At 72.4% G+C, this 19,687-nt stretch carries 16 protein-coding genes and 1 riboswitch; of the genes, 10 read left to right on the forward strand and 6 right to left on the reverse strand.

The window, feature by feature from the left end; genetic code table 11:
* The first annotated feature begins 89 nt into the window (after window positions 1–89).
* The 5 genes from pdxY to ACN27D_RS32045 all read left to right on the forward strand — a co-directional run bounded on the left by pdxY (window position 90) and on the right by ACN27D_RS32045 (window position 4,778).
* The gene (gene pdxY / locus ACN27D_RS32025) at window positions 90–941 is read left to right on the forward strand and encodes a pyridoxal kinase PdxY (RefSeq protein WP_120569886.1); all 852 of its coding nucleotides are present in this window, start codon (window positions 90–92) and stop codon (window positions 939–941) included.
* Between the two features lie 96 nt (window positions 942–1,037).
* Window positions 1,038–1,502, forward strand: a complete 465-nt coding sequence (locus ACN27D_RS32030; RefSeq protein ID WP_121684696.1) for a helix-turn-helix transcriptional regulator — start codon at window positions 1,038–1,040, stop codon at window positions 1,500–1,502.
* A gap of 5 nt (window positions 1,503–1,507) precedes the next feature.
* Window positions 1,508–1,918 carry a VOC family protein gene (locus ACN27D_RS32035; protein WP_120573776.1) on the forward strand — a complete coding sequence of 137 codons (411 nt, stop codon included), beginning with the start codon at window positions 1,508–1,510 and terminating at the stop codon, window positions 1,916–1,918.
* Between the two features lie 8 nt (window positions 1,919–1,926).
* Window positions 1,927–2,376, forward strand: coding sequence for a pyridoxamine 5'-phosphate oxidase family protein (locus ACN27D_RS32040; protein WP_350816853.1), 450 nt, complete (start codon window positions 1,927–1,929; stop codon window positions 2,374–2,376).
* Window positions 2,377–2,402: 26 nt separating this feature from the next.
* Window positions 2,403–4,778 (forward strand): ATP-binding cassette domain-containing protein, encoded by a 2,376-nt coding sequence (locus tag ACN27D_RS32045; RefSeq protein ID WP_421500782.1) that lies wholly within the window; start codon window positions 2,403–2,405, stop codon window positions 4,776–4,778.
* Window positions 4,779–4,818: 40 nt separating this feature from the next.
* Here the strand turns inward: ACN27D_RS32045 and ACN27D_RS32050 are convergent, their stop codons facing one another.
* From ACN27D_RS32050 to ACN27D_RS32060, 3 genes are all read right to left on the reverse strand, one after another.
* On the reverse strand, window positions 4,819–5,526 hold the full coding sequence (locus ACN27D_RS32050) for a response regulator (protein ID WP_302906530.1): 708 nt from the start codon (window positions 5,524–5,526) through the stop codon (window positions 4,819–4,821).
* 98 nt (window positions 5,527–5,624) lie between these two features.
* Window positions 5,625–6,887 (reverse strand): sensor histidine kinase, encoded by a 1,263-nt coding sequence (locus tag ACN27D_RS32055; protein WP_421500783.1) that lies wholly within the window; start codon window positions 6,885–6,887, stop codon window positions 5,625–5,627.
* 6 nt (window positions 6,888–6,893) lie between these two features.
* Complete coding sequence (locus ACN27D_RS32060; protein ID WP_358177368.1) at window positions 6,894–7,307, reverse strand: hypothetical protein; 414 nt, start codon at window positions 7,305–7,307, stop codon at window positions 6,894–6,896.
* A 441-nt stretch (window positions 7,308–7,748) separates the two neighbouring features.
* Here ACN27D_RS32060 and lanKC point away from each other — a divergent pair, with 441 nt between their 5' ends.
* Together lanKC and ACN27D_RS32070 are read left to right on the forward strand one after the other, a co-directional pair.
* A complete protein-coding gene (gene lanKC, locus ACN27D_RS32065; protein WP_421500784.1) occupies window positions 7,749–10,394 on the forward strand; it encodes a class III lanthionine synthetase LanKC in 2,646 nt (881 codons plus the stop codon).
* A gap of 354 nt (window positions 10,395–10,748) precedes the next feature.
* Entirely contained in the window at window positions 10,749–12,017 is a 1,269-nt protein-coding gene (locus ACN27D_RS32070; protein ID WP_421500785.1) for an MFS transporter, read from the forward strand.
* Window positions 12,018–12,251: 234 nt separating this feature from the next.
* Here ACN27D_RS32070 and ACN27D_RS32075 read toward each other — a convergent pair whose 3' ends face one another.
* From ACN27D_RS32075 to ACN27D_RS32085, 3 genes are all read right to left on the reverse strand, one after another.
* Window positions 12,252–13,361: a winged helix DNA-binding domain-containing protein gene (locus ACN27D_RS32075; RefSeq protein WP_421500786.1), complete on the reverse strand. Its 1,110-nt coding sequence runs from the start codon at window positions 13,359–13,361 to the stop codon at window positions 12,252–12,254.
* A gap of 57 nt (window positions 13,362–13,418) precedes the next feature.
* The gene (locus ACN27D_RS32080; protein ID WP_421500787.1) at window positions 13,419–14,261 is read right to left on the reverse strand and encodes an NAD(P)H-binding protein; all 843 of its coding nucleotides are present in this window, start codon (window positions 14,259–14,261) and stop codon (window positions 13,419–13,421) included.
* A gap of 63 nt (window positions 14,262–14,324) precedes the next feature.
* The gene (locus ACN27D_RS32085) at window positions 14,325–15,509 is read right to left on the reverse strand and encodes an epoxide hydrolase family protein (protein WP_421500788.1); all 1,185 of its coding nucleotides are present in this window, start codon (window positions 15,507–15,509) and stop codon (window positions 14,325–14,327) included.
* A gap of 63 nt (window positions 15,510–15,572) precedes the next feature.
* Between ACN27D_RS32085 and ACN27D_RS32090 the strand changes: the two genes are divergently transcribed.
* The 3 genes from ACN27D_RS32090 to ACN27D_RS32100 all read left to right on the forward strand — a co-directional run bounded on the left by ACN27D_RS32090 (window position 15,573) and on the right by ACN27D_RS32100 (window position 19,604).
* Complete coding sequence (locus tag ACN27D_RS32090) at window positions 15,573–16,550, forward strand: helix-turn-helix transcriptional regulator (protein ID WP_121686689.1); 978 nt, start codon at window positions 15,573–15,575, stop codon at window positions 16,548–16,550.
* A gap of 998 nt (window positions 16,551–17,548) precedes the next feature.
* A complete protein-coding gene (locus ACN27D_RS32095) occupies window positions 17,549–18,547 on the forward strand; it encodes a tyrosine-type recombinase/integrase (RefSeq protein ID WP_421500789.1) in 999 nt (332 codons plus the stop codon).
* A gap of 40 nt (window positions 18,548–18,587) precedes the next feature.
* On the forward strand, window positions 18,588–19,604 hold the full coding sequence (locus tag ACN27D_RS32100) for a hypothetical protein (protein ID WP_421500790.1): 1,017 nt from the start codon (window positions 18,588–18,590) through the stop codon (window positions 19,602–19,604).
* Window positions 19,603–19,684, forward strand: a riboswitch (ZMP/ZTP riboswitch). (Overlaps the previous gene by 2 nt.)
* Window positions 19,685–19,687: the final 3 nt, after the last annotated feature.

Consider the following 19,687-nt stretch of genomic DNA (forward strand, 5'->3'; position numbering starts at 1 on the left):
AACGCTGAGCCGAACGGTCACCGCCGCAGCCACCCGTCATCACGCCACCACCACCCGTCACACCCGGCCCGGGATGCGACCATGAGCAGGTGAAGATCCTGTCCATCCAGTCGTCGGTCGCCTACGGCCACGTCGGCAACTCCGCCGCCGTGTTCCCACTGCAACGCCTCCGACACGAGGTCTGGCCGGTCCTGACCGTGCACTTCTCCAACCACACCGGCTACGGCGCCTGGCGCGGCCCGCTGCTCGCCCCCACCGACGTCGCCGACGTCATCGCCGGGATCGAGGACCGCGGCGTGCTCGGCACCGCCGACGCCGTCCTCTCCGGCTACCAGGGCGACCCCGCCGTCGGCGCGGTCATCCTCGACGCCGTCGCACGCGTCAAGGCCGCCAACCCGGCCGCCCTGTACTGCTGCGACCCGGTCATGGGCGACGTCGGCCGCGGCATGTTCGTCCGCCCCGGCATCCCCGAATACCTGCGCGACACCGTCGTCCCCCGCGCCGACATCGTCACCCCCAACCAGTTCGAGCTGGAGTTCCTCGCCGGCCGCACCACCGACACCCTCGACGACCTGCTCGCCGCCGTCGACGCCGTCCGCGCCACCGGCCCCCGGCACGTCCTGGTCACCAGCGTCCTGCACGGCGACCTGCCCGCCGGCCACCTGGAGGTCGTCGCCGTCTCCGACGACGGCGCCTGGGCCGTCACCACCCCGCTGCTGCCGATCGCCCCCAACGGCGGCGGCGACGTCACCGCCGCCCTCTACCTCGCCCACCTCGCCACCACCGGCTCACCGCAGACCGCGCTGGAACGCACCACCAACTCGATCTACGCGGTACTCGAGGCGACCCTCGAAGCCGGCACCCGCGAACTGCAACTCGTCGCCACCCAGGACGCCATCGCCGACCCACCCACCCGCTTCACCGCCCGCCGGCTGCGCTGACCGCCGCCGGGTGCGCCCGGGCCGCGGGTGCACCCGGCGGCGACTCGCCGCTCGAACAGGTGGACGACACCACCGCCCAGCAGGCAAGATGCGGACGTGCCACCGCACCCGGCCAACGACGACCCCGCATTCGCCCAACGACTGCGCGACCTGACCCGGCTGCGCCGCGTCCGCGACCGCATCGACCGCGAGTACGCCAAACCCCTCGACGTCGAAGCCCTCGCCCGCGGCGAGCACATGTCCGCCGGCCACCTCAGCCGCCAGTTCCGCCAGACCTACGGCGAGTCCCCGTACGCGTACCTGATGACCCGCCGCATCGAACGCGCCATGGCCCTGCTGCGCCGCGGTGACCTCAGCGTCACCGATGTCTGCTTCGCCGTCGGCTGCCAGTCCCTGGGCACCTTCAGCACCCGATTCACCGAACTCGTCGGCGAACCACCCAGCGCCTACCGCGCCCGCCACGCACCCGACACCGCCGAACCGCCCCCGTGCCTGACCAAACAGGCGACCCGACCGGTCAGGAATCGAGAAGCCCGCACCGGCCGGCCACCACTAGCGTGACCACCATGACGATCACCATTCACTACGCGTTCCTGCCCCACACCGACGCCGACGCCGCGCTCGCCTTCTACCGCGACACCCTCGGCTTCGAACTGCGCAACGACGTCGGCTACCAGGACATGCGCTGGCTCACCGTCGGCCCGCCGAACCAGCCCGAGACCGGCATCGTCCTGCACCCGCCGGCCGCCGACCCCGGCATCACCGACGACGAACGCCGCACCATCCTCGAACTCATCGCCAAGGGCAGCTACGGCGCGCTCACCCTCGCCACCGACGACCTCGACGGCCTGTTCGACCGCCTCCAGGCCAGCGGCGCCGACGTCGTCCAGGAACCCACCGAACAGCCCTACGGCGTACGCGACTGCGCCTTCCGCGACCCCACCGGCAACCTGATCCGCATCAACGAGCGGCGCTGACCGCACCCATGACCGACGCGCCCCGCACCCGCGCCCGCCGCCGCCACGACACCACCCACCGCCTCCACCACGACGTCGACTGCTGGGTCGCCACCGCCGACCCCGACGGCACCCCGTACCTCGTGCCCCTGTCCTTCGACTGGGACGGCCACACGCTGCTCGTCGCCACGCCGGCCGGCAGCCCCACCGGCCGCAACCTCGCCACCGGCCGCGCCCGCGTCGGCCTCGGCCCCACCCGCGACGTCACCATGATCGACGGCGACGTGGAGAGCCTCGCCATCGACGCCCTGCCCACCGACCGCGGGGACCGCTTCGCCACCCGAACCGGCTTCGACCCCCGTACCCTGACCACGCCCTACCGCTGGTACCGCATCACGCCACGCCGCATCCAGGCCTGGCGCGAAGCCGACGAGCTGCCCGGCCGCACCCTGATGCGCGACGGCAGCTGGCTCGACTGACACCCGCAACACCGGACGGAGACACCATGAGCAAGGCCACCACCGGCCTGCACCACGCCGACAGCCACGACATCATCCGCGTCCACGGCGCCCGCGAGAACAACCTGCGCAACGTCGACGTCGAGATACCCAAACGCCGCCTCACCGTCTTCACCGGCGTCTCCGGCTCCGGCAAGAGCTCACTGGTGTTCGGCACCATCGCCGCCGAGTCCCAGCGCCTCATCAACGAGACCTACAGCGCCTTCGTCCAGGGCTTCATGCCCACCCTGTCCCGCCCCGAGGTCGACATCCTCGAAGGCCTCACCACGGCCATCATCGTCGACCAGGAACGCATGGGCGCCGACCCCCGCTCCACCGTCGGCACCGCCACCGACGTCAACGCCATGCTGCGCATCCTGTTCAGCCGCCTCGGTGACCCCCACATCGGCCCACCCAACGCCTACTCCTTCAACGTGCCCTCCGTACGCGCCGCCGGCGCCATCACCGTCGACCGCGGCCCCGGCAAGACCCAGACCAAGAAGGGCACCTTCAACCGCCTCGGCGGCATGTGCCCCCGCTGCGAGGGCCGCGGCGCCGTCACCGACTTCGACCTCACCGTCCTCTACGACGAGAAGCTGTCCCTCAACGAGGGCGCCATCACCATCCCCGGCTACACCATGGACGGCTGGTACGGCCGCATCTTCCGCTCCAGCGGCCTGTTCGACCCCGACAAGCCCATCCGCGACTACACGAAGCGGGAACTGGACGACCTGCTCCACAAGGAGCCCACCAAGGTCAAGGTCGACGGCATCAACGTCACCTACACCGGCCTCATCCCGGCCATCCAGAAGTCGATGCTCGCCAAGGACGTCGACGCCATGCAGCCGCACATCCGCAACTTCGTCGAACGCGCCGTCACGTTCACCACCTGCCCCGACTGCGACGGCACCCGGCTGGCCCCCGAAGCGCGCTCCTCGAAGATCAACGGCATCAACATCGCCGACGCCTGCGCCATGCAGATCAGCGACCTCGCCACCTGGGTACGCGACCTGCGCGAACCCTCCGTCGGCCCGCTGCTCAAGGCCCTGGGGGACACCCTCGACTCGTTCGTCGAGATCGGCCTCGGCTACCTCAGCCTCGACCGGCCCGCCGGCACCCTCTCCGGCGGCGAGGCCCAGCGCACCAAGATGATCCGCCACCTCGGTTCGTCCCTCACCGACGTGACCTACGTCTTCGACGAACCCACCATCGGCCTGCACCCGCACGACATCGCCCGCATGAACAACCTCCTGCTGCAGCTGCGCGACAAGGGCAACACCGTCCTGGTCGTCGAACACAAACCCGAGACCATCGCCATCGCCGACCACGTCGTCGACCTCGGTCCCGGCGCCGGCACCGCCGGCGGCACCATCTGCTACGAGGGCACGGTCGCCGGCCTGCGCGCCAGCGACACCACCACCGGCCGCCACCTCGACGACCGCGCCACCCTCAAGGACAAGCCGCGTACGCCCACCGGCGCCCTGCCCATCCGCGGCGCCCGCACCCACAACCTGCGCGACGTCGACGTGGACATCCCCCTCGGCGTCCTGGTCGTCGTCACCGGCGTCGCCGGCTCCGGCAAGAGCAGCCTCATCCACGGCTCCCTGGCCGGACGCGAGGACGTCGTCAGCGTCGACCAGACCGCCATCCGCGGCTCCCGCCGCAGCAACCCGGCCACCTACACCGGCCTGCTCGACCCCATCCGCAAGGCCTTCGCCAAGGCCAACGGCGTCAAACCCGCCCTGTTCAGCGCCAACTCCGAAGGCGCCTGCCCGACCTGCAACGGCGCCGGCGTCATCTACACCGACCTCGGCATGATGGCCGGCGTCGCCAGCACCTGCGAGGACTGCGAAGGCAAGCGGTTCCAGCCGGCCGTCCTCGACTACCACCTCGGCGGCCGCGACATCAGCGAGGTCCTCGCCATGTCCGTCGACGAGGCCGAGACGTTCTTCAGCGAAGGCGAGGCCCGCACCCCGGCCGCCCACACCATCCTCGACCGGCTCGCCGACGTCGGCCTCGGCTACCTCACGCTCGGTCAGCCCCTCACCACTTTGTCCGGAGGGGAGCGGCAGCGGCTCAAGCTCGCCACCCGGATGGGGGACAAGGGCGGCGTGTACGTCCTGGACGAACCGACCACCGGCCTGCACCTGGCCGACGTCGCCCAGCTGCTCGGACTGCTCGACCGGCTCGTCGACGCCGGGAAGTCCGTCATCGTGATCGAGCACCACCAGGCCGTCATGGCGCACGCCGACTGGATCATCGACCTCGGCCCGGGCGCCGGTCACGACGGCGGCCGGATCGTCTACGAGGGCACCCCGGCCGACCTCGTGGCCGCCCGGTCCACACTCACCGGCGAACACCTCGCCGACTACGTCGGCGCCTGACCGCCGTACCCCGCTGAGGCCCCCGGCCGCGCCACGGGCCTCAGCGGGACAGGCCGGCCATCCGGGCCGGCGGCGCCGTGCCGGGTTCCACCAGGCCGCACTGGTACGCGGCCACCACCGCATGCGTCCGGTCACGCATCCCCAGCTTCGTCAGGACCCGGCTGACGTGGGTCTTGACCGTCGCGTCGCCGAGCACGAGGTGCTCGGCGATCTCCCGGTTCGACATCCCGTACGCCATGAGCACCAGGACCTCGCGTTCCCTCGGGGTGAGCCCGCGCATCTGGACCGGTGTGGGCAGCCCCGGGTCGGGCCGGGAGGCGAGATCGTCGAGCAGCCGCCGGGCGACGGCGGGATCCAGCCACGCCTCCCCGGCGGCCACCGCGCGGATGGCCGACACCAGTTCCTCGGGCGCGGCGTCCTTGAGCACGAAACCGGAGGCGCCCGCCCGCAGCGCGGCGTGCACCGCCTCGTCCACGTGGTACGTGGTCAGCATGATGATCCGCACCGGCCGGTCGGCGTCGTCGATGAGCTTCTCCTCGGCCATCGACCTGGTGGCGGCCAGACCGTCGGTGCCGGGCATCCGCACGTCCATGAGCACCACGTCCGGGCGCAGGCGGCGACCGAGTTCCACGGCCTGCGCCCCGTCGTCGGCCTCGCCGACGACCTCGATGTCCGGCTCGTTCGTCAGGAGCATCGCGAGTCCCGCCCGTACGAGCGGCTGGTCGTCGGCGAGCAGCACCCGGATCATGAAGGCTCCCGTCCTCGGCGGCCGTGACCGCGGCCCCACCACATGATCATCGGTGCCGGCGTCGGCGGCTAGCCGGATGTCGCACAGCGGACACGCGTTCACCCGACAGCGGACACCTCGCCGTCACCCGGCGCCGCCACGAGATCGCCGCGCTGCGCGACCGGCAGCGTCGCGCTCACCCGGAACCCGCCCTCCGGACGCGGCCCGGCGACCAGGCGACCACCCACGCGTTCCAGCCGCTCGGCCAGACTGGCCAGCCCGTTGCCGGTCGACAGTCCCGCCGCCGTACCGCCCGGGTCGCGGCCCGTGCCGTCGTCGTCGACACGCAGCAACACCACCCGCTCCTGCCACGCGAAATGCACAGTCGCACAGGCACGCCGCCCGACGTGCTTCAGCGTGTTCGTCAGGCTCTCCTGCACCGTCCGGTACGCCGCCAGCTCGATACTCGGATCCAGCGGCCGGGGGCTGCCGGACACGGACATCGTCACCGTCAGCCCCGCGCACCGCATCGACGTCAGGAGCACCTCGATGTCGTCCAGCCGCGGCTGCGGGCCCGGCTCACCGCCGGCCGCCGGACCCGACTCGGCCCGCATCACCGCCAGCAGCCGGCGCAGCTCCGCCATCGCCTGCTGCCCGGCCTGCTGGATGTGCAGCAGCGCCTCCCGGGTCCGCTCCGGGTCGGAGGCGCTGATCCGGGCGGCACCGGCGGCCTGCAGAACCATCACGGTCACCGAGTGGGACACCACGTCGTGCAGTTCGGCGGCGATCCGGCGACGCTCCAACGCCACCGCCTCGGCCCGGGCCAGCCGCCGCTCCCGTTCCAGCTGGGCCACCCGCCGCCGGTGCCGCCGCACCACCGAACCGGCTGCCCACGCGGCGGCGTAGATGAGCGCGAACATCAACGCGGTGACCGCGAACTCCCCGGCCCGCGCGCCCGGGTTCGGTTCCACCCGGAACGAGTCGAGCGCGCTGAGCAGGCTACGCGCGCACGCCGCCGCGTACGCCACCGCCGACACCACGAACGGCCGCAACGCCGCCACCGTGTACAGGGCGACGATCAGGCCCACCCACGGCCGGTAGTCGTGCACCAGGAACCACATCGCCACGCCGTGGGCGCACTCGAACACGAAGACGGCGACCGGCGCGCGGGCCCGCCACCACAGGGCGCCGATCGACAGCACCGCGGCGAGCACCTGCAGCCACTGCCGGGCCGGGCCGACCGGCTCGCTCTGGATCACCACCGACGAGGCCGTGAACAGGTCGAGCAGGCACAGCACCGGCAGCAGCAGAAGATCGCGACGCCACCATCTCGCAGCCCGCGCCGGGCCGGACGGCGCCACCGCACCGGTCACCGTGGTCATCGGCGGCTAGGAGTCTTCGGCCGGGCAGCCGATCCCGAACAACCGGCAGGTCCAGGACAGCGGGGAGCCGTCGTCGTCACCGCCGCCGTCACCGTCCGGCGGCGTCGCCGCGCTCACCCGGTGCGTTGTCACCGGCGCCGCCGGACGGCCCGGCACACCCGGCCGGCCCGCCCCCACCAGCACCACCGACGGTACGACGGCACCGGCGGCGTCCGCGGCCACCCGCCACCGCCGGTCCGTGTCGTCGGCGAGCAGCGCCAACACCCGGCGCACCGCCGACGCGTCGGTGCCGTACCCACCGGGAACCGCCTCGCCGGCGATCGACACCATCAGCAGGTCCGCCGGGTCACGGTGCAGCACCGACACCTCGGCGACAGTGAGCGGTCGCACCTCCGCGCCGCTGACCCCGACCAGACGCACCGCGTCACCGGACCGCGGCCGCCCGGCACCCACCGTCCTCAGCAGACAACGCCGGCCGTCCAACGCGACCCCACGCGCGACTGTCACCCACCCGGCCGGCCGCTGCGCCTGCAGGAGCACAACCGTCGGCGGCGACTGGACCTCGGTCTTCATCACGGACCTCCAGAGAACAGGAAAGGGCGGGCGCACAGCCCGCGTACGCGACGAATTCTGGCCGACACCAGGCCCGGCGGACGTCCCCGTACCGGGTGACATCCGGTGTCACCTTCCAGACGGACCCCCGGCGCCCGGCACCGGGCCGGGGAGGACCCCGAACCTCGCCCCACGGCCGGACGCCAGGACCGGCCGGCTACGACCACGATGGAACCAGTCCGGACGACGGCAGCGACACACCGAACGCCCCGGACACCCATCCCATCCGTCACGGCCGCGAGGTTTGCCATGCCCACGCCCGGTGCGTTCCTGATCGCCGACCCGGTCCACGTCGACTCACCGGCGTACGTCGCCGACGCGGCGAGCCGGTTCCCGCTGGCCGACCAGACCCCGCCCACCGGCTGGCGCGTCGCCGAGCACGGCGGCTGGGTCATGTGGCACCCCACCCAGGCGCAGCTGCCGCAACAGGGCTGGAAGGTGCACGTGTCAGTGGGCCTCGACGACGCCGCCGACGTGCTCGACCTGGTACGCGACCACTGCGTACGCCACCGCGTCGCCTTCAAGTTCCAGCGCAGCCGCCGCCTCGCCCTGGTCAACAACGAGAAGTACGCCCACCGGGCCGGCAGCGGCAAACTCGCCGCCCTGTACCCGGTCGACGACACCGTCCTGCGCCGCATCCTCGACGACCTCGGCGCCCGGCTCGCCGGCTACCGCGGCCCGTACGTCCTCAGCGACCTGCGCTGGCACGACGGCCCGCTCTACCTGCGCTACGGCGGATTCGCCGAACTCTGGTGCGTCGACGGCGACGAACCCGTCCCCGCCGTCGTACGCCCCGACGGAGCCCTCGTCCCCGACCGGCGCGAACCCGTCTTCACCGTGCCCGACTGGGCCCCCGTACCCGACTTCGTCGCCGAACGCATCGCGGCGGTGGCCGCCGAAACCGACGACGACCCGCCCTACCGCATCGACGAGGCCCTGCACCACTCCAACGCCGGCGGCGTCTACCGCGCCACCGACCTGCGCGACGGCCGCACCGTCGTCCTCCGCGAGGCCCGGCCACTGGCCGGGCTCGACGGAGCCGGCACAGACGCGCTCACCCGCCTGCGCCGCGAGGAGGACATGCTGCGGCGCCTCGCCGGCCTCGACTGCGTACCACGACTGCTCGACCGCCTCACCTGGTGGGAACACGAATTCCTGGTCGAGGAGTTCGTCGAGGGGGACACCCTGCAACACCACCTCGCCATGCGACACCCCCTGATCCACCCCGACCCCACCGACCAGGACCTGGCCGACTACACCGCCTGGGCGCTCGACGTCATCGACCGGGTCGAGACCGCACTGTCCCAGGTACACGCCAGGGGAGTGGTCTTCGGCGACCTGCACACCGCCAACGTCATGATCCGACCCGACGGCCGGATCGTCCTCGTCGACTTCGAACAGGCGTACCTGGTCGACGAGGACTTCACCCCGTCACTGGGCGACCCCGGCTTCGCCACCCCGCGGATACGCCGCGGCCCGGCCGTCGACAGGTACGCGCTGGCCTGCCTCCGGCTCGCCGTCTTCCTACCGATCACCCAGCTCACCGCCCTGACCGACGAGAAGTTCCACGACCTGACGACCGCGGCCCGACGGTTCCCCCTGCCGGCCGGCTACCTCCAGCGCATCCGGGACGACCTGCACACCGCACGCACCGCGCCCACCACCGACGGCGCCGCCGCCACGGCACCCGACCGCAGCCGCGTCACCCGCTTCCCCTGGCCCACCGCCCAGACCGCCGACCACACCCCGCTGCTCGAATCACTCGCCGCCGGAATCCGCGCCACCGCCACACCGCACCGCACCGACCGGCTCTTCCCCGGCGACCCCGGACAGTTCCCGCACGGCGGCGCCACCCTCGCGCACGGCGCCGCCGGCGTCATCTGGGCCCTCGTCACCACCGGCGCCGACTACCCCGAACGCGACGAACACCTCGACTGGCTCGTCCGCGCCGCACGGCACCTACCCACCACGCACCTCGGCCTCTACGACGGCCTCGCCGGCATCGCCGCGCTGCTGGACCGCACCGGACGCCACGACGACGCCGCGGAACTGCTCGACCGATGTCGCACCGGCCTCCACGACCGGTACGGCCCCGGCCTGCACAGCGGCCTCGCCGGCATCGGACTCGCCCTGCTCCGCACCGGCCGGCCCGTCCCCGACGACGCCCTGCGCATCGGCGACCGGCTCGCCCGCACCCTCACCGGCGACACGAAACAGCCCGTACCCGAACCCGCCCGCCCCGGACTGCTGCGCGGCTGGTCCGGCCCGGCCGTCCTCCTCACCCGGCTCCACGAAGCCACCGGCGACCCCGCCTGGCTGCGCGCCGCCCGCACCGCCGTCCGCCGCGACCTCGAACACACCGTCCGCGACGACAAGGGCAACCTGCACGTACGCGACGGCGCACGACGACTGTTCTACCTCGACGAAGGCAGCGCCGGCATCGCCGTCGCCGCACACACGCTGCTCCACCACGGCGAACGCCCCTGGCTGCGCGACGTCGTCACCACCGTCCGCCGGACCGTCGACGTCGAGTTCGTCCTGCTGCCCGGCCTCTTCCACGGCCGCGCCGGACTGCTCGCCACCGCCGCCCTGCTCGCCGACGACCCACCACCGCACCGGCCGCGCGCCACGCGCCCCGTCGCCCTCGTCCGCGACGGCGCGGCCCGCCACCACCCGGCACACCTGACCCGGCTCGCCTGGCACGCGTACGCCCTCGACGGCCGCCTCGCGTTCCCCGGCGACACCCTGCTGCGGATCTCGACCGACCTGGCCGCCGGCGGCGCCGGAATCCTGTCCGCGATGCACGCCGCGCTGCACCGCACCGGAGTCACCCTGCCCTTCCTCGACGCGCCCACCCACGTCGCGTCCACCGACCACCTCCTCGCCGCGAGCTGAACCAGCCGGCACCCACAGACCCCGTCGGACCCACCGACGGCCCTCCGGCCGACACCGGAGGCCCGACCACCACACCCACGAGGGAGGTGAACCCCCATGACGAAGCTCCTCAACCTGCAGGCCATGGCCACGCAGAACGGCACCCGCCACGCGGTCCCGCCGCAGTCCAGCAGCATCAGCATCGCCTGCTGCAACGGCTGAGACGGCAGTGGCGACAGGGCCACCGGCCCCGGCCACACCTGATCCGCCTGGCGACCCGGGCGGGCGGCCCCCCGCCCGCCCGGGTCCGTCGTCAACCCGCCCCACAGCCGGTGGAGCCGACCTCCCGCCCGCCACCACGCCAACGGAGCCCCCATGCCGCCCACCGGCCTGCGACACAACCGCGACTTCCTCCTGATCACCGTCGCCCGGACCGCCTCCAAACTCGGCACCCAGGTCACCGCCGTCGCCACACCGCTGCTCGTCCTGATGATGACCGGCTCCGCCACCGACGCCGGCCTCGTCGCCTTCGCCGAGGGCATGGCCCTCGTCCTCGTACTCCTGCCCGCCGGCCTGCTCGCCGACCGCCGCGACCGGCGCATCCTCATGCTCTGCTGCGACGGCGGCGCCCTGCTCGCCGTCACCGGCGTCATCGTCCTCGCCCTCGTCGGAGACGCACCAGTCCTGCTGCTCGCCGTCCTCGCCGCCGCCACCGCCGGTCTCGGCGCCGCGCTGCAACCCGCCGCCGCGGCGGCGACCCGCGCCGTCGTCCCGGCCCGCGACCTGCGTACGGCGACCGTGTTCAACGAGACCCGCAACGGCGTCGTACACCTGGCCGGCCCACCGCTCGGCGGCTTCCTGTTCGGCCTCGCCCCGGCACTGCCGTTCCTCGTCGACGCGATCTCCTACGCCGTCTCCCTCGTCGCCGTCGCTCTGCTGCGCGGCCCGCTCGGCCGGTCCCTGACCGAGCCGGGGGAGTCCCTGCCCCGGCAGGCGGTCGCCGGTGTCCGCTTCCTGTGGCGCCACCCCTCACTGCGGTTCACGCTGCTCAGCGGCGCCGTCCTGAACTTCGCGTTCGCCGGCGTGCTGCTGGCGATCATCGTCGTGCCGGTCCGCAACGGCGCCTCCGGCCTGTCCGCCGGAACCGTCATGGCGTGCGTCGGGCTCGGCGCCGTCGCCGGGTCACTCGTCGCGTCCTGGCTGACCGCCCGGATACCCACCCGCTGGCTGATCCTCGCCGTCATCTGGGCCTGCGGCGTCCTGACCGCCGCCATGGCCACCACCGACAACGGACTGCTCCTCGGCGCGCTGGCCGGCGCCTGCGTCCTCGTCGTACCGGCGGCCAACATCAGCATGCTGACCCTCCAGACGCTACTGACCCCCGGCGACCTCCAGGGCAGGGCGAACGCCGCCACCAGCTTCATCGCGCTGATCGTCGCGCCGTTCGGCCCGGCGCTGTCCGGTCTGCTGATCGACCGGGTACCGACCCCGATGGTGTTCGGCAGCTTCGCAGCCGTCATGCTGGCGCTCGCCGTCGTCGCCGCCCTCGCGCCCGCCGTGCGCGCCATGCCCGATCTGCGGTCCGTCGAGGAGGACGACCGGGAGGCGGGCGACGCCGAGCACCGCGACCCGCAGCCGGTCTGAGCCGACCGTCGCGCCGGCCGACGCGGGGGAGAGGCGCCGGTTGACGGCCCCGCTCCGCATGGCCGCGTCCCAACTCCACCCGGAAGTGCTTCGAGGGTTCTGATGTGGTCAGGTGGGAGGTCACCGCGTTTGTACTGGGCGCGTCGCCTGCTGACCCAGGCGCCAAGCCTGAGCCTCCCTCGGTGACGCGGGAGACTCAGACGGCTGACCGGTTTCCTCGCCGGTCACCCTGTCCTAGGAGCCGACGGACGGGGCCGTGCCGTCGCGGAGGTCGTGGGCGGCACCGGGCACGGCGAACTCCAGCAGCCGGGCGCCTTCGGCCTCGATCTCGGCGCGCTCGATGGCGGTCAGCGGCCGGAACGGGTCGATCTCCAGAGTCGCTGACGCCTTGCCTGGACGGAGCTTCCAGGCGCCCGTCACCTGCCCGTCCACGAGGAAGGTGGCGCGCATCCCGTTGCGCGTCATGACCCGTTTGCGGGCCTCCTCTGAGATCACACGGGTGCGGTCGGTATGGGAGGCCAGGAGGTTGTCGTATTCGGGCAGGAAGCGAACCGGCGCGCGGGCGTCGGCGTCGGGGCGTGGCGCATCCGGGAGGTCGAACAGCTCCACCCCGTGCTCGTTGCGGAAGACCGCCAGCCGTGGCCGCAGCCTCTCCAGGACGGGCCGCAGCCGGGTTCGGCCGGCCCACGTCTGCACGTCGGCGACCGACGCCGGGCCGAACGCGGCCAGGTAGCGCAGCACGATGTGTTCGGAGTCGGCGGCGGAGGCGGGCTCGGCTCCGGTCCAGCAGGCCGCCGTCGCGTACCGGGTGGTGCCGCCGACGCCCCAGACGGCGCGTGGCGGCACCTGCACCAGCGGTACCAGGTTCCGCACCACGGTGGCGAGTGCGCGGGGCTCGCGATCGGGCCACCACTCGTGCAGCGCCGCGCCGAGTTCCTTCGGGGTGAGGTGTCGTGCGCCGAGCAGTGCCCGGCCCGACTCCGCCACGGCCGCACGGTCCAGACCGGTCAGGATCGTCTTGAACGCGGTGTCCAGCTCACGGTCGAGCGCGGGCTGCGCCCATGGCCGCAACGAGCGGTAGTCCGCCGTGGTGACCAGGTGGACGGTGCTGCGCATCAGCGCGACCCGCACCAGGCGGCGCTTGGTCAGCGCGTCCGTCAGGTCGGCAGTGCCGAACTTCCGCAACCTGCTCCAGAGCCCGAAGTAGGGCGCGTAGGGCGCCTGCGCCTGCATGCCGACCAGCCGGGTGACCGCCTCCTCGGCGGTCGCATCGGCCCGTTCCAGCAGCATCTGACGGGCCAGCAGGGCTCGTCCCAGCTCCCGTCGCCGCAGCACCTGTGCCACCGTGCCGTCCTCTCCATCGTGTGGCAGGGGCGGCGGATGCCGCCCCTGCCTCGTCGATCAGCCGCCGAAGTCGGCCCGGTGATCCGCGGCCCACCGAGCGTAGGTACGCGCGGGGTGCCCGGTGATCTGCTCGATGACGTCGTTGACCGGCGCGGGCCTGCCGACCGCCTGCGCCATGAGACCGAACAGCGCCGCCACGAACTCGGGGTCCATGAACTGGCTCATCTGCTCCAGCACGGGCTCCGGGTCGAGGTCCTCGACGGTGAGCGGGCGCCCCAACGTCTCGCCGAGGATGCGGACCTGCTGCGCCTGGGTCAGCGACTCGGGGCCGGTCAGGTCGTAGGCCCGCCCCGCTTGGCCGCCGCCGGTCAGGATCCGCGCGGCCACCTCGGCGACGTCCCTCTCGTGCACGGCGCTGAACGCGGCTTCGGCGTACGGCGCGCGAATGACGTCACCGCCCTGGAGCTGCATCCCGAACGCCAACGAGTTGATGGCGGGGAAGAGAAGCCGCAGGAACGTCCACTCGATCCCAGACGCCTCGATGGCCTGCTCGACGTCACGGTGGTACTGGGCGATTACGTCGGGCTGCCGCTCGGCGCCCGGGACGATCGCCCCCGAGGACAGGAACACCAGCCGCCGCACCCCGGCCCGCACCGCAGCCGCCAGTAGCGGAGCGACATCCATCCCGTACTGCAGAACCAGGAAGGCGGCTTCGACGCCGGCCAGCGCCGCTGGCAGCGTCTCGGGCTTGGTCAGATCGCCCTGGACGACGTCGACTTCCGCCGGGAGCCCGGCCTGTTCCGGGGTACGGGTCAGCGCCCGCACCGGCGCACCCGCGGCGACCAGCTCTTCTACTGCCTGACGTCCAAACTGAGCCGTGGCACCAATGACGAGATACATGAGGGTTTCCGTTCGTGTGAAGACTGGGGGGTCTGATGGGGTCCGCCTACAACCGGCGGCGGATCAGCGAACCTTGCGGAAGAACTGCTGGATGTCGTGGACGAGCAGATCGGGCGCGTCGTGGGCGGCGAAGTGGCTGCCCCGGTCGTAGACGTTCCAGGAGACGATGTTTTCGTGGTCGCGGTCGGCGAACGTCCGGATCGACTGGTAGTCCCAGGCGAAGTTGGCCAGGCCGAGGGGCACGGTGGTCGGTTCCGGCACGGTGGTGCCCCGGCCGTTCGACTTCTGCTGTACGGGGGCCGCCGCCGCGTCCTCGTAGTAGAACCGGGCGGCTGAGGCGGCTGTGTTGGTCAGCCAGTAGATCATCACGTTCGTGAGCACGTAATCCGGGTCGAGCGAAGCGCCGAGCAGCTGCGCGTTCCAGCCCAGCAGGCCGGCCGGGGAGTCGGCGAGAGCGTGCGCCAGATTCTGCGGCTCGGTGGACTGGAGCTTGTCGTACGCTCCCCGGTTCTGGTTGAACCACTCGGCGAACGCGAGCTTGCCGCGCTCCTCCTCGGAGAGGCCGGCCAGTTCGGCGGGGTCGCCCGACGGGAACGAGAAGACCTGTGTCACGTGCACGCCGCAGACGTGCTCAGGATCGACCCGGCCCACCTCGGGCGAGATCAGCGATCCGCCGTCGTTGCCGGCCGCGCCGTACCGGTCGTAGCCGAGCCGCTGCATCAGCTCGGCCCAGGCCCGGGCCACCCGGTACCGGTCCCAGCCGCGCTCCCGGGTCGACCCGGAGAAGCCGAAACCCGGCACCGACGGAATGACCAGGTGGAACGCGTCCGCCGGGTCGCCGCCGTGCGCTCGTGGCTCGGTGAGCGGGCCGATCACATCCAGCCACTCGACCACCGAGGTCGGCCAACCGTGGGTCAGTATCAGCGGCGTCGCGTCCGGCTCCGGCGACCGCACGTGCAGGAAGTGGATGTTCTGGCCGTCGATCTCGGTGGTGAACTGCGGGTACGCGTTCAGCCTCGCCTCCCAGGCCCGCCAGTCGTACCCGGTGCGCCACCGCTCGACCAGCTGCCTCACGTAGCCCACCGGGACGCCGTACTCCCAACCGGGCGGCACCGGACCAGCCGGCGCCGACTCGTCCGCGGGCAGTTCCTCCGCCCACCGGGTGCGGGCCAGCCGCTGCTGGAGATCGTCGAGCTCGGCCTGGGGGATGTCGATCCGGAACGGTGCGATCGTGCTGTCGTTCGTCATGGTCATCAGCGTAGGAGGGAATTAGGCAAGGTCCGTTCCTAATAAACTGGCATACTGCGAAGAATGTTGGAAACCGCGGCGCGGCTGCTGCGCCTGCTCTCGCTACTCCAGACACCCCGCGAGTGGACCGGCGCCGAACTGGCCGAACGGCTGTCGGTCAGCACCCGGACCGTTCGCAACGACGTGGACCGCCTGCGGAACCTCGGCTATCCGGTGCACGGCAGCCGGGGCGCGGTGGGCGGCTACCGACTCGGCGCCGGGGCCACGCTGCCGCCGCTGCTGCTCGACGACGAGGAAGCGGTCGCGGTGGCGATCGGGCTGCGCACTGCCGCCGGGGGCACGATCACCGGGGTCGAGGAGACCTCGTTGCGCGCGCTGGCCAAGCTGGAGCAGGTGCTGCCGGCGCGACTCCAGCGTCGCGTTGACGCCCTCAAGCGGTACGCCGTCGTGGTGCCGCGGGACGACCTGGGCCCGCGGGTGGACGCGGACAGGCTGAGTGTCCTGGCCGCAGCCTGCCGGGACCACGAGCGCCTGCGATTCGGCTACCGAAGCCACGACGGCTCCGAGAGCCGGCGCGAGGTGGAACCGTACCGGCTGGTCAACTGGGGACGACGGTGGTATCTCGTCGGGTTCGACGTCGAGCGGGCCGACTGGCGAACGTTCCGGGTGGACCGGCTCCACCCACGTACCCCGACGGGCCCCCGATTCATCCCCCGCGATCTCCCCGAGGAAGCCGTCGACCAGGTACGCCGGGGCGTGTCGTCGGCCGCATGGCGGTACCGGGCCCAGGTCGTCGTACACGCACCGGCCGAACAGCTCATCGAGCAAATCAACGCCGCCATCGGCACCATCACCCCGGTCGACGACACCCACTGTCTGCTGGACACCGGCGCGGACAGCATCGAGGCGCTCGCCGTCCACCTGGGCCTGCTCGGCGTCGACTTCACCGTGACGGAACCCGCGGAACTCGTCGAACTCGTGCGCACGCTCGCCGGCCGCTACCACCGCGCCACCACCGAACCGCGTCCGCAGGACACCTAGGCCAGGGTGCCTCGGACCGCCCGGCACGACCCAGCCGCGTCGGTCGGCATGGTCAGGTTGACTGCGCGGGGACGTCTCGCCCCCTGAGACACCTCGAAATCTCTGGAGAACCGTCCCACTTGAGCTGGTGAATGAGGTCAGTGCCCTCGGGCACGGCGTCGACCGGCGTGGCGAGCATCGGCGCGACCGGCCGGCGCAGCACAGGTCGGCTGTGGCCCCTGCCCGGCGCGGGGCCGGGCTCACCGCCCGGGCCGGCTGTGAACGCTCCTCGCCTTCTCCATCGTGGGGGAGAGAGAGGCGGGGCAGGGGCGAAGATCCGCGACAACGAATGGCCCGGCGGGAGCTGCTTTTCAGGGTGGCGCGCCCTCGCCTACCTCGCCTGTTGCCACGAGGCGCAGCGAGGCGGGCAGGTTCCCGATCCACGGGCGATCGCCGGGGAGTGATGGACAAAGACCGGATGTCGGACGCGCTCGGCGCGGAGGACATAAAGCCTGCCTGAGCACCCCGTCGCCAGATTCGATAATGCACATTATGTCAAGTAAACCGGAGACGGACCTCCCCGAGCGCCCGCGCGAGCAGGTGACCGCTTCGGCAGACCTTCGGGTGCCGGCGGGTCAAGCAGCCACCCCTGCCGGACCGCGCGCTCGACCTGGCGAGGTTGGCACCGACAGCGAGCTCGCCGTCCGCCGCCAGCCGCCTCGCACCGACAGACACGACGTCGCCGGCGTTGCCCGCAGGCAGGCACCAATCGCCTGAACCCCACCTCGCTCCACCCACGCGTCCGCCGATCATGAAGTTGGCGGCGACAAATTGGACAGCACTCCCGGGCAAAACCTCGTGATCGCCCGGAGCTGCCGCCAGTTCGCCGAGGTGGCTGCATCGGAGGGCTGCGGATACCGCCGTCTCGGCGAGATGGAGTTGATCATCGCCTTGATCGCCCGCGCTCCCCCGAAGCGGGCCTCCTGGCGGGAACGCGAAAATCATGCATAATATCCCTTATGCATGACAAACCGGACGAAACGGTGAGGGCTCTCATCGAGGAGTTTCTGACCGCCCGGGCCACCCGTAAGCCCTCACCGCACACCCTGGCCGCGTATCGGAGGGATCTGACCACAGTGGCCGAGCTGGTGGCGGCGGACGGTGACGCCACTCCCCTCCCCCTGGACCGGCTGGCGGTCAGCGCCCTCTCCCCCCGCGTGATGCGCGCGGCGTTCGCGCGGTTCGCCGCTCCCCGCGCCGCCGCGTCGGTCCATCGCGCCTGGTCGACGTGGAACAGTTTCTTCACGTTCCTGGTCGCCGAGGGCGTCGTACCGGGAAATCCGATGCCCGCGGTGGGCCGGCCCCGCACGCCTCTCCCCCGGCCCAAGCCGCTGCGGGGCGAGGACACCCCGGAGGAACTGCTGGCGGCGGTGGCGCGCGCGGAGGGCCGGCAGCGTGATCCGTGGCCGGAGCGCGACCTGGCGGTGCTGGCGCTGGCGTTGTGCGCGGGGTTGCGGCTGTCGGAGCTGCTGGCGCTGCGGGTGTCGTCGGTGGCCGGGCGCGCCGGCGAGCGGCGGGTGGACATGGCGGGTAAGGGCGGGCGGCCGCGTACGGTGCCGATCGAGGACGCCGTGGACCGGGTGCTGGCCGGTTATCTGGACAGCCGGCGGCACCGGTTCGGGTCGCGCAGCGTGCGGCCGGACGCGCCGTTCCTGGTGGACCGTCAGGGTGAGCCGTTGCGGCGGGGTGGTCTGCAGTACCTGGTGGAGTCGTGTTACCGGCGGGCGGGCATCGGTGACCGGGTGCCTCGGGGCGCCCGGTTGCACGCGTTGCGGCACACGTTCGCGACGCGGCTGGCGGAGGACGGGGCGAGCGCGGCGGAGATCATGCGGTTGCTGGGGCACGCGTCGTTGGCGTCGTCGCAGACGTACATCGAGGTGACGGCGGGTCAGCAGCGGGCGGCGGTGGCGGCGAACCGCACCAACCGGGCGTTGTCGGGGTTGACGCCGCCGCGGTGACGGGCGCGCGGCGGTCCGATCTGCTGGCAGGATCGGCGGGATGCGAGTCGGTGCGGCGCGGGCGGTGGCGGTCGGGTGGGTACGCGAGCGGATGCGCGTCGATCCGTTGATCGAGGGGGCGTTCTTCAGCGGGTCGACTGTGGGGTTGCCGGACGACGCGGTGCTGCCGGTGTCGTCGGACGTGGACGTGTTGCTGGTGCGCCGTGAGCCCGGCGCGAAGGTGGGCAAGTTCGTGCACCGGGGGGTGCTGCTGGAGGTCAGCACGATCACGTGGGAGGAGTTGGGTGGCCCGGAGGACGTGCTGGGGTCGTGGGTGTTCGCGCCGATGTTCCGTACCGATGGGGTGATCGCGGATCCGTCGGGCCGGCTGGGCGCGGTGCGGGAGCGGGTGGCGGCGGGGTTCGCGGATCCGGTGTGGGTGCGGGCGCGGTGCGCGGGGGTGCGGCGGCGGATCGAGGCCGGTCTGCGGGCGGTCGACGCCGAACCGCCAACCGCGGAGCAGGTGCTGGCGTGGGTGTTTCCGACGTCGTTGCTGGCGGTGTGGCCGGCGGTGGCGGGGTTGGTGGATCCGACGGTGCGGCGGCGGTACGTGCGGGCGGAGGGGGTGTTGTCGCGGTTCGGGTTCGCGGATCGGTATCCGGGGCTGCTGGACACGCTCGACGGCGGCGGGGCGGGTGTGGACGCGGCGCGGGTGCGGGAGCATCTGGCCGGGCTGGCGGTGGTGTTCGACGAGGTGGCGCGGTTGCCGCGGGAGGGGTACGCGTTCGGGGCGGATCTGGGTGCGGCGGGGCGTCCGGTGGTGTTCGACGGTGCGGCTGAGCTGATCGAGGCGGGCCGGCATCGGGAGGCGATGTTCTGGGTGCTGGTGACGTACGCGCGGTGTCATGTGGTGTCGGGTCCGGTGGCGCCGGAGCGGGAGCGGGCGTTCGGGGCGGTGCTGGCGGATCTGGGGGTGGCGTCGGCGGCGGATCGGCGGCGGCGGGCGGACGGTCTGCTGGCGGCGTTGCCGGGGTGGCAGGCGGTGGTGGATGCGGTGGCGGCGGCTGTGGCAGGCTGAGGGGGAACGCGACTGGCGGCACGGGGATGGGTGAACCATCGGGGAGCTCGTCGTGGGGGTCGACCGCCTGGGCCTCCGCGGGC

The organism is Micromonospora sp. WMMD1274 (genome assembly GCF_049179035.1).
GTDB lineage: Bacteria > Actinomycetota > Actinomycetes > Mycobacteriales > Micromonosporaceae > Micromonospora > Micromonospora tulbaghiae.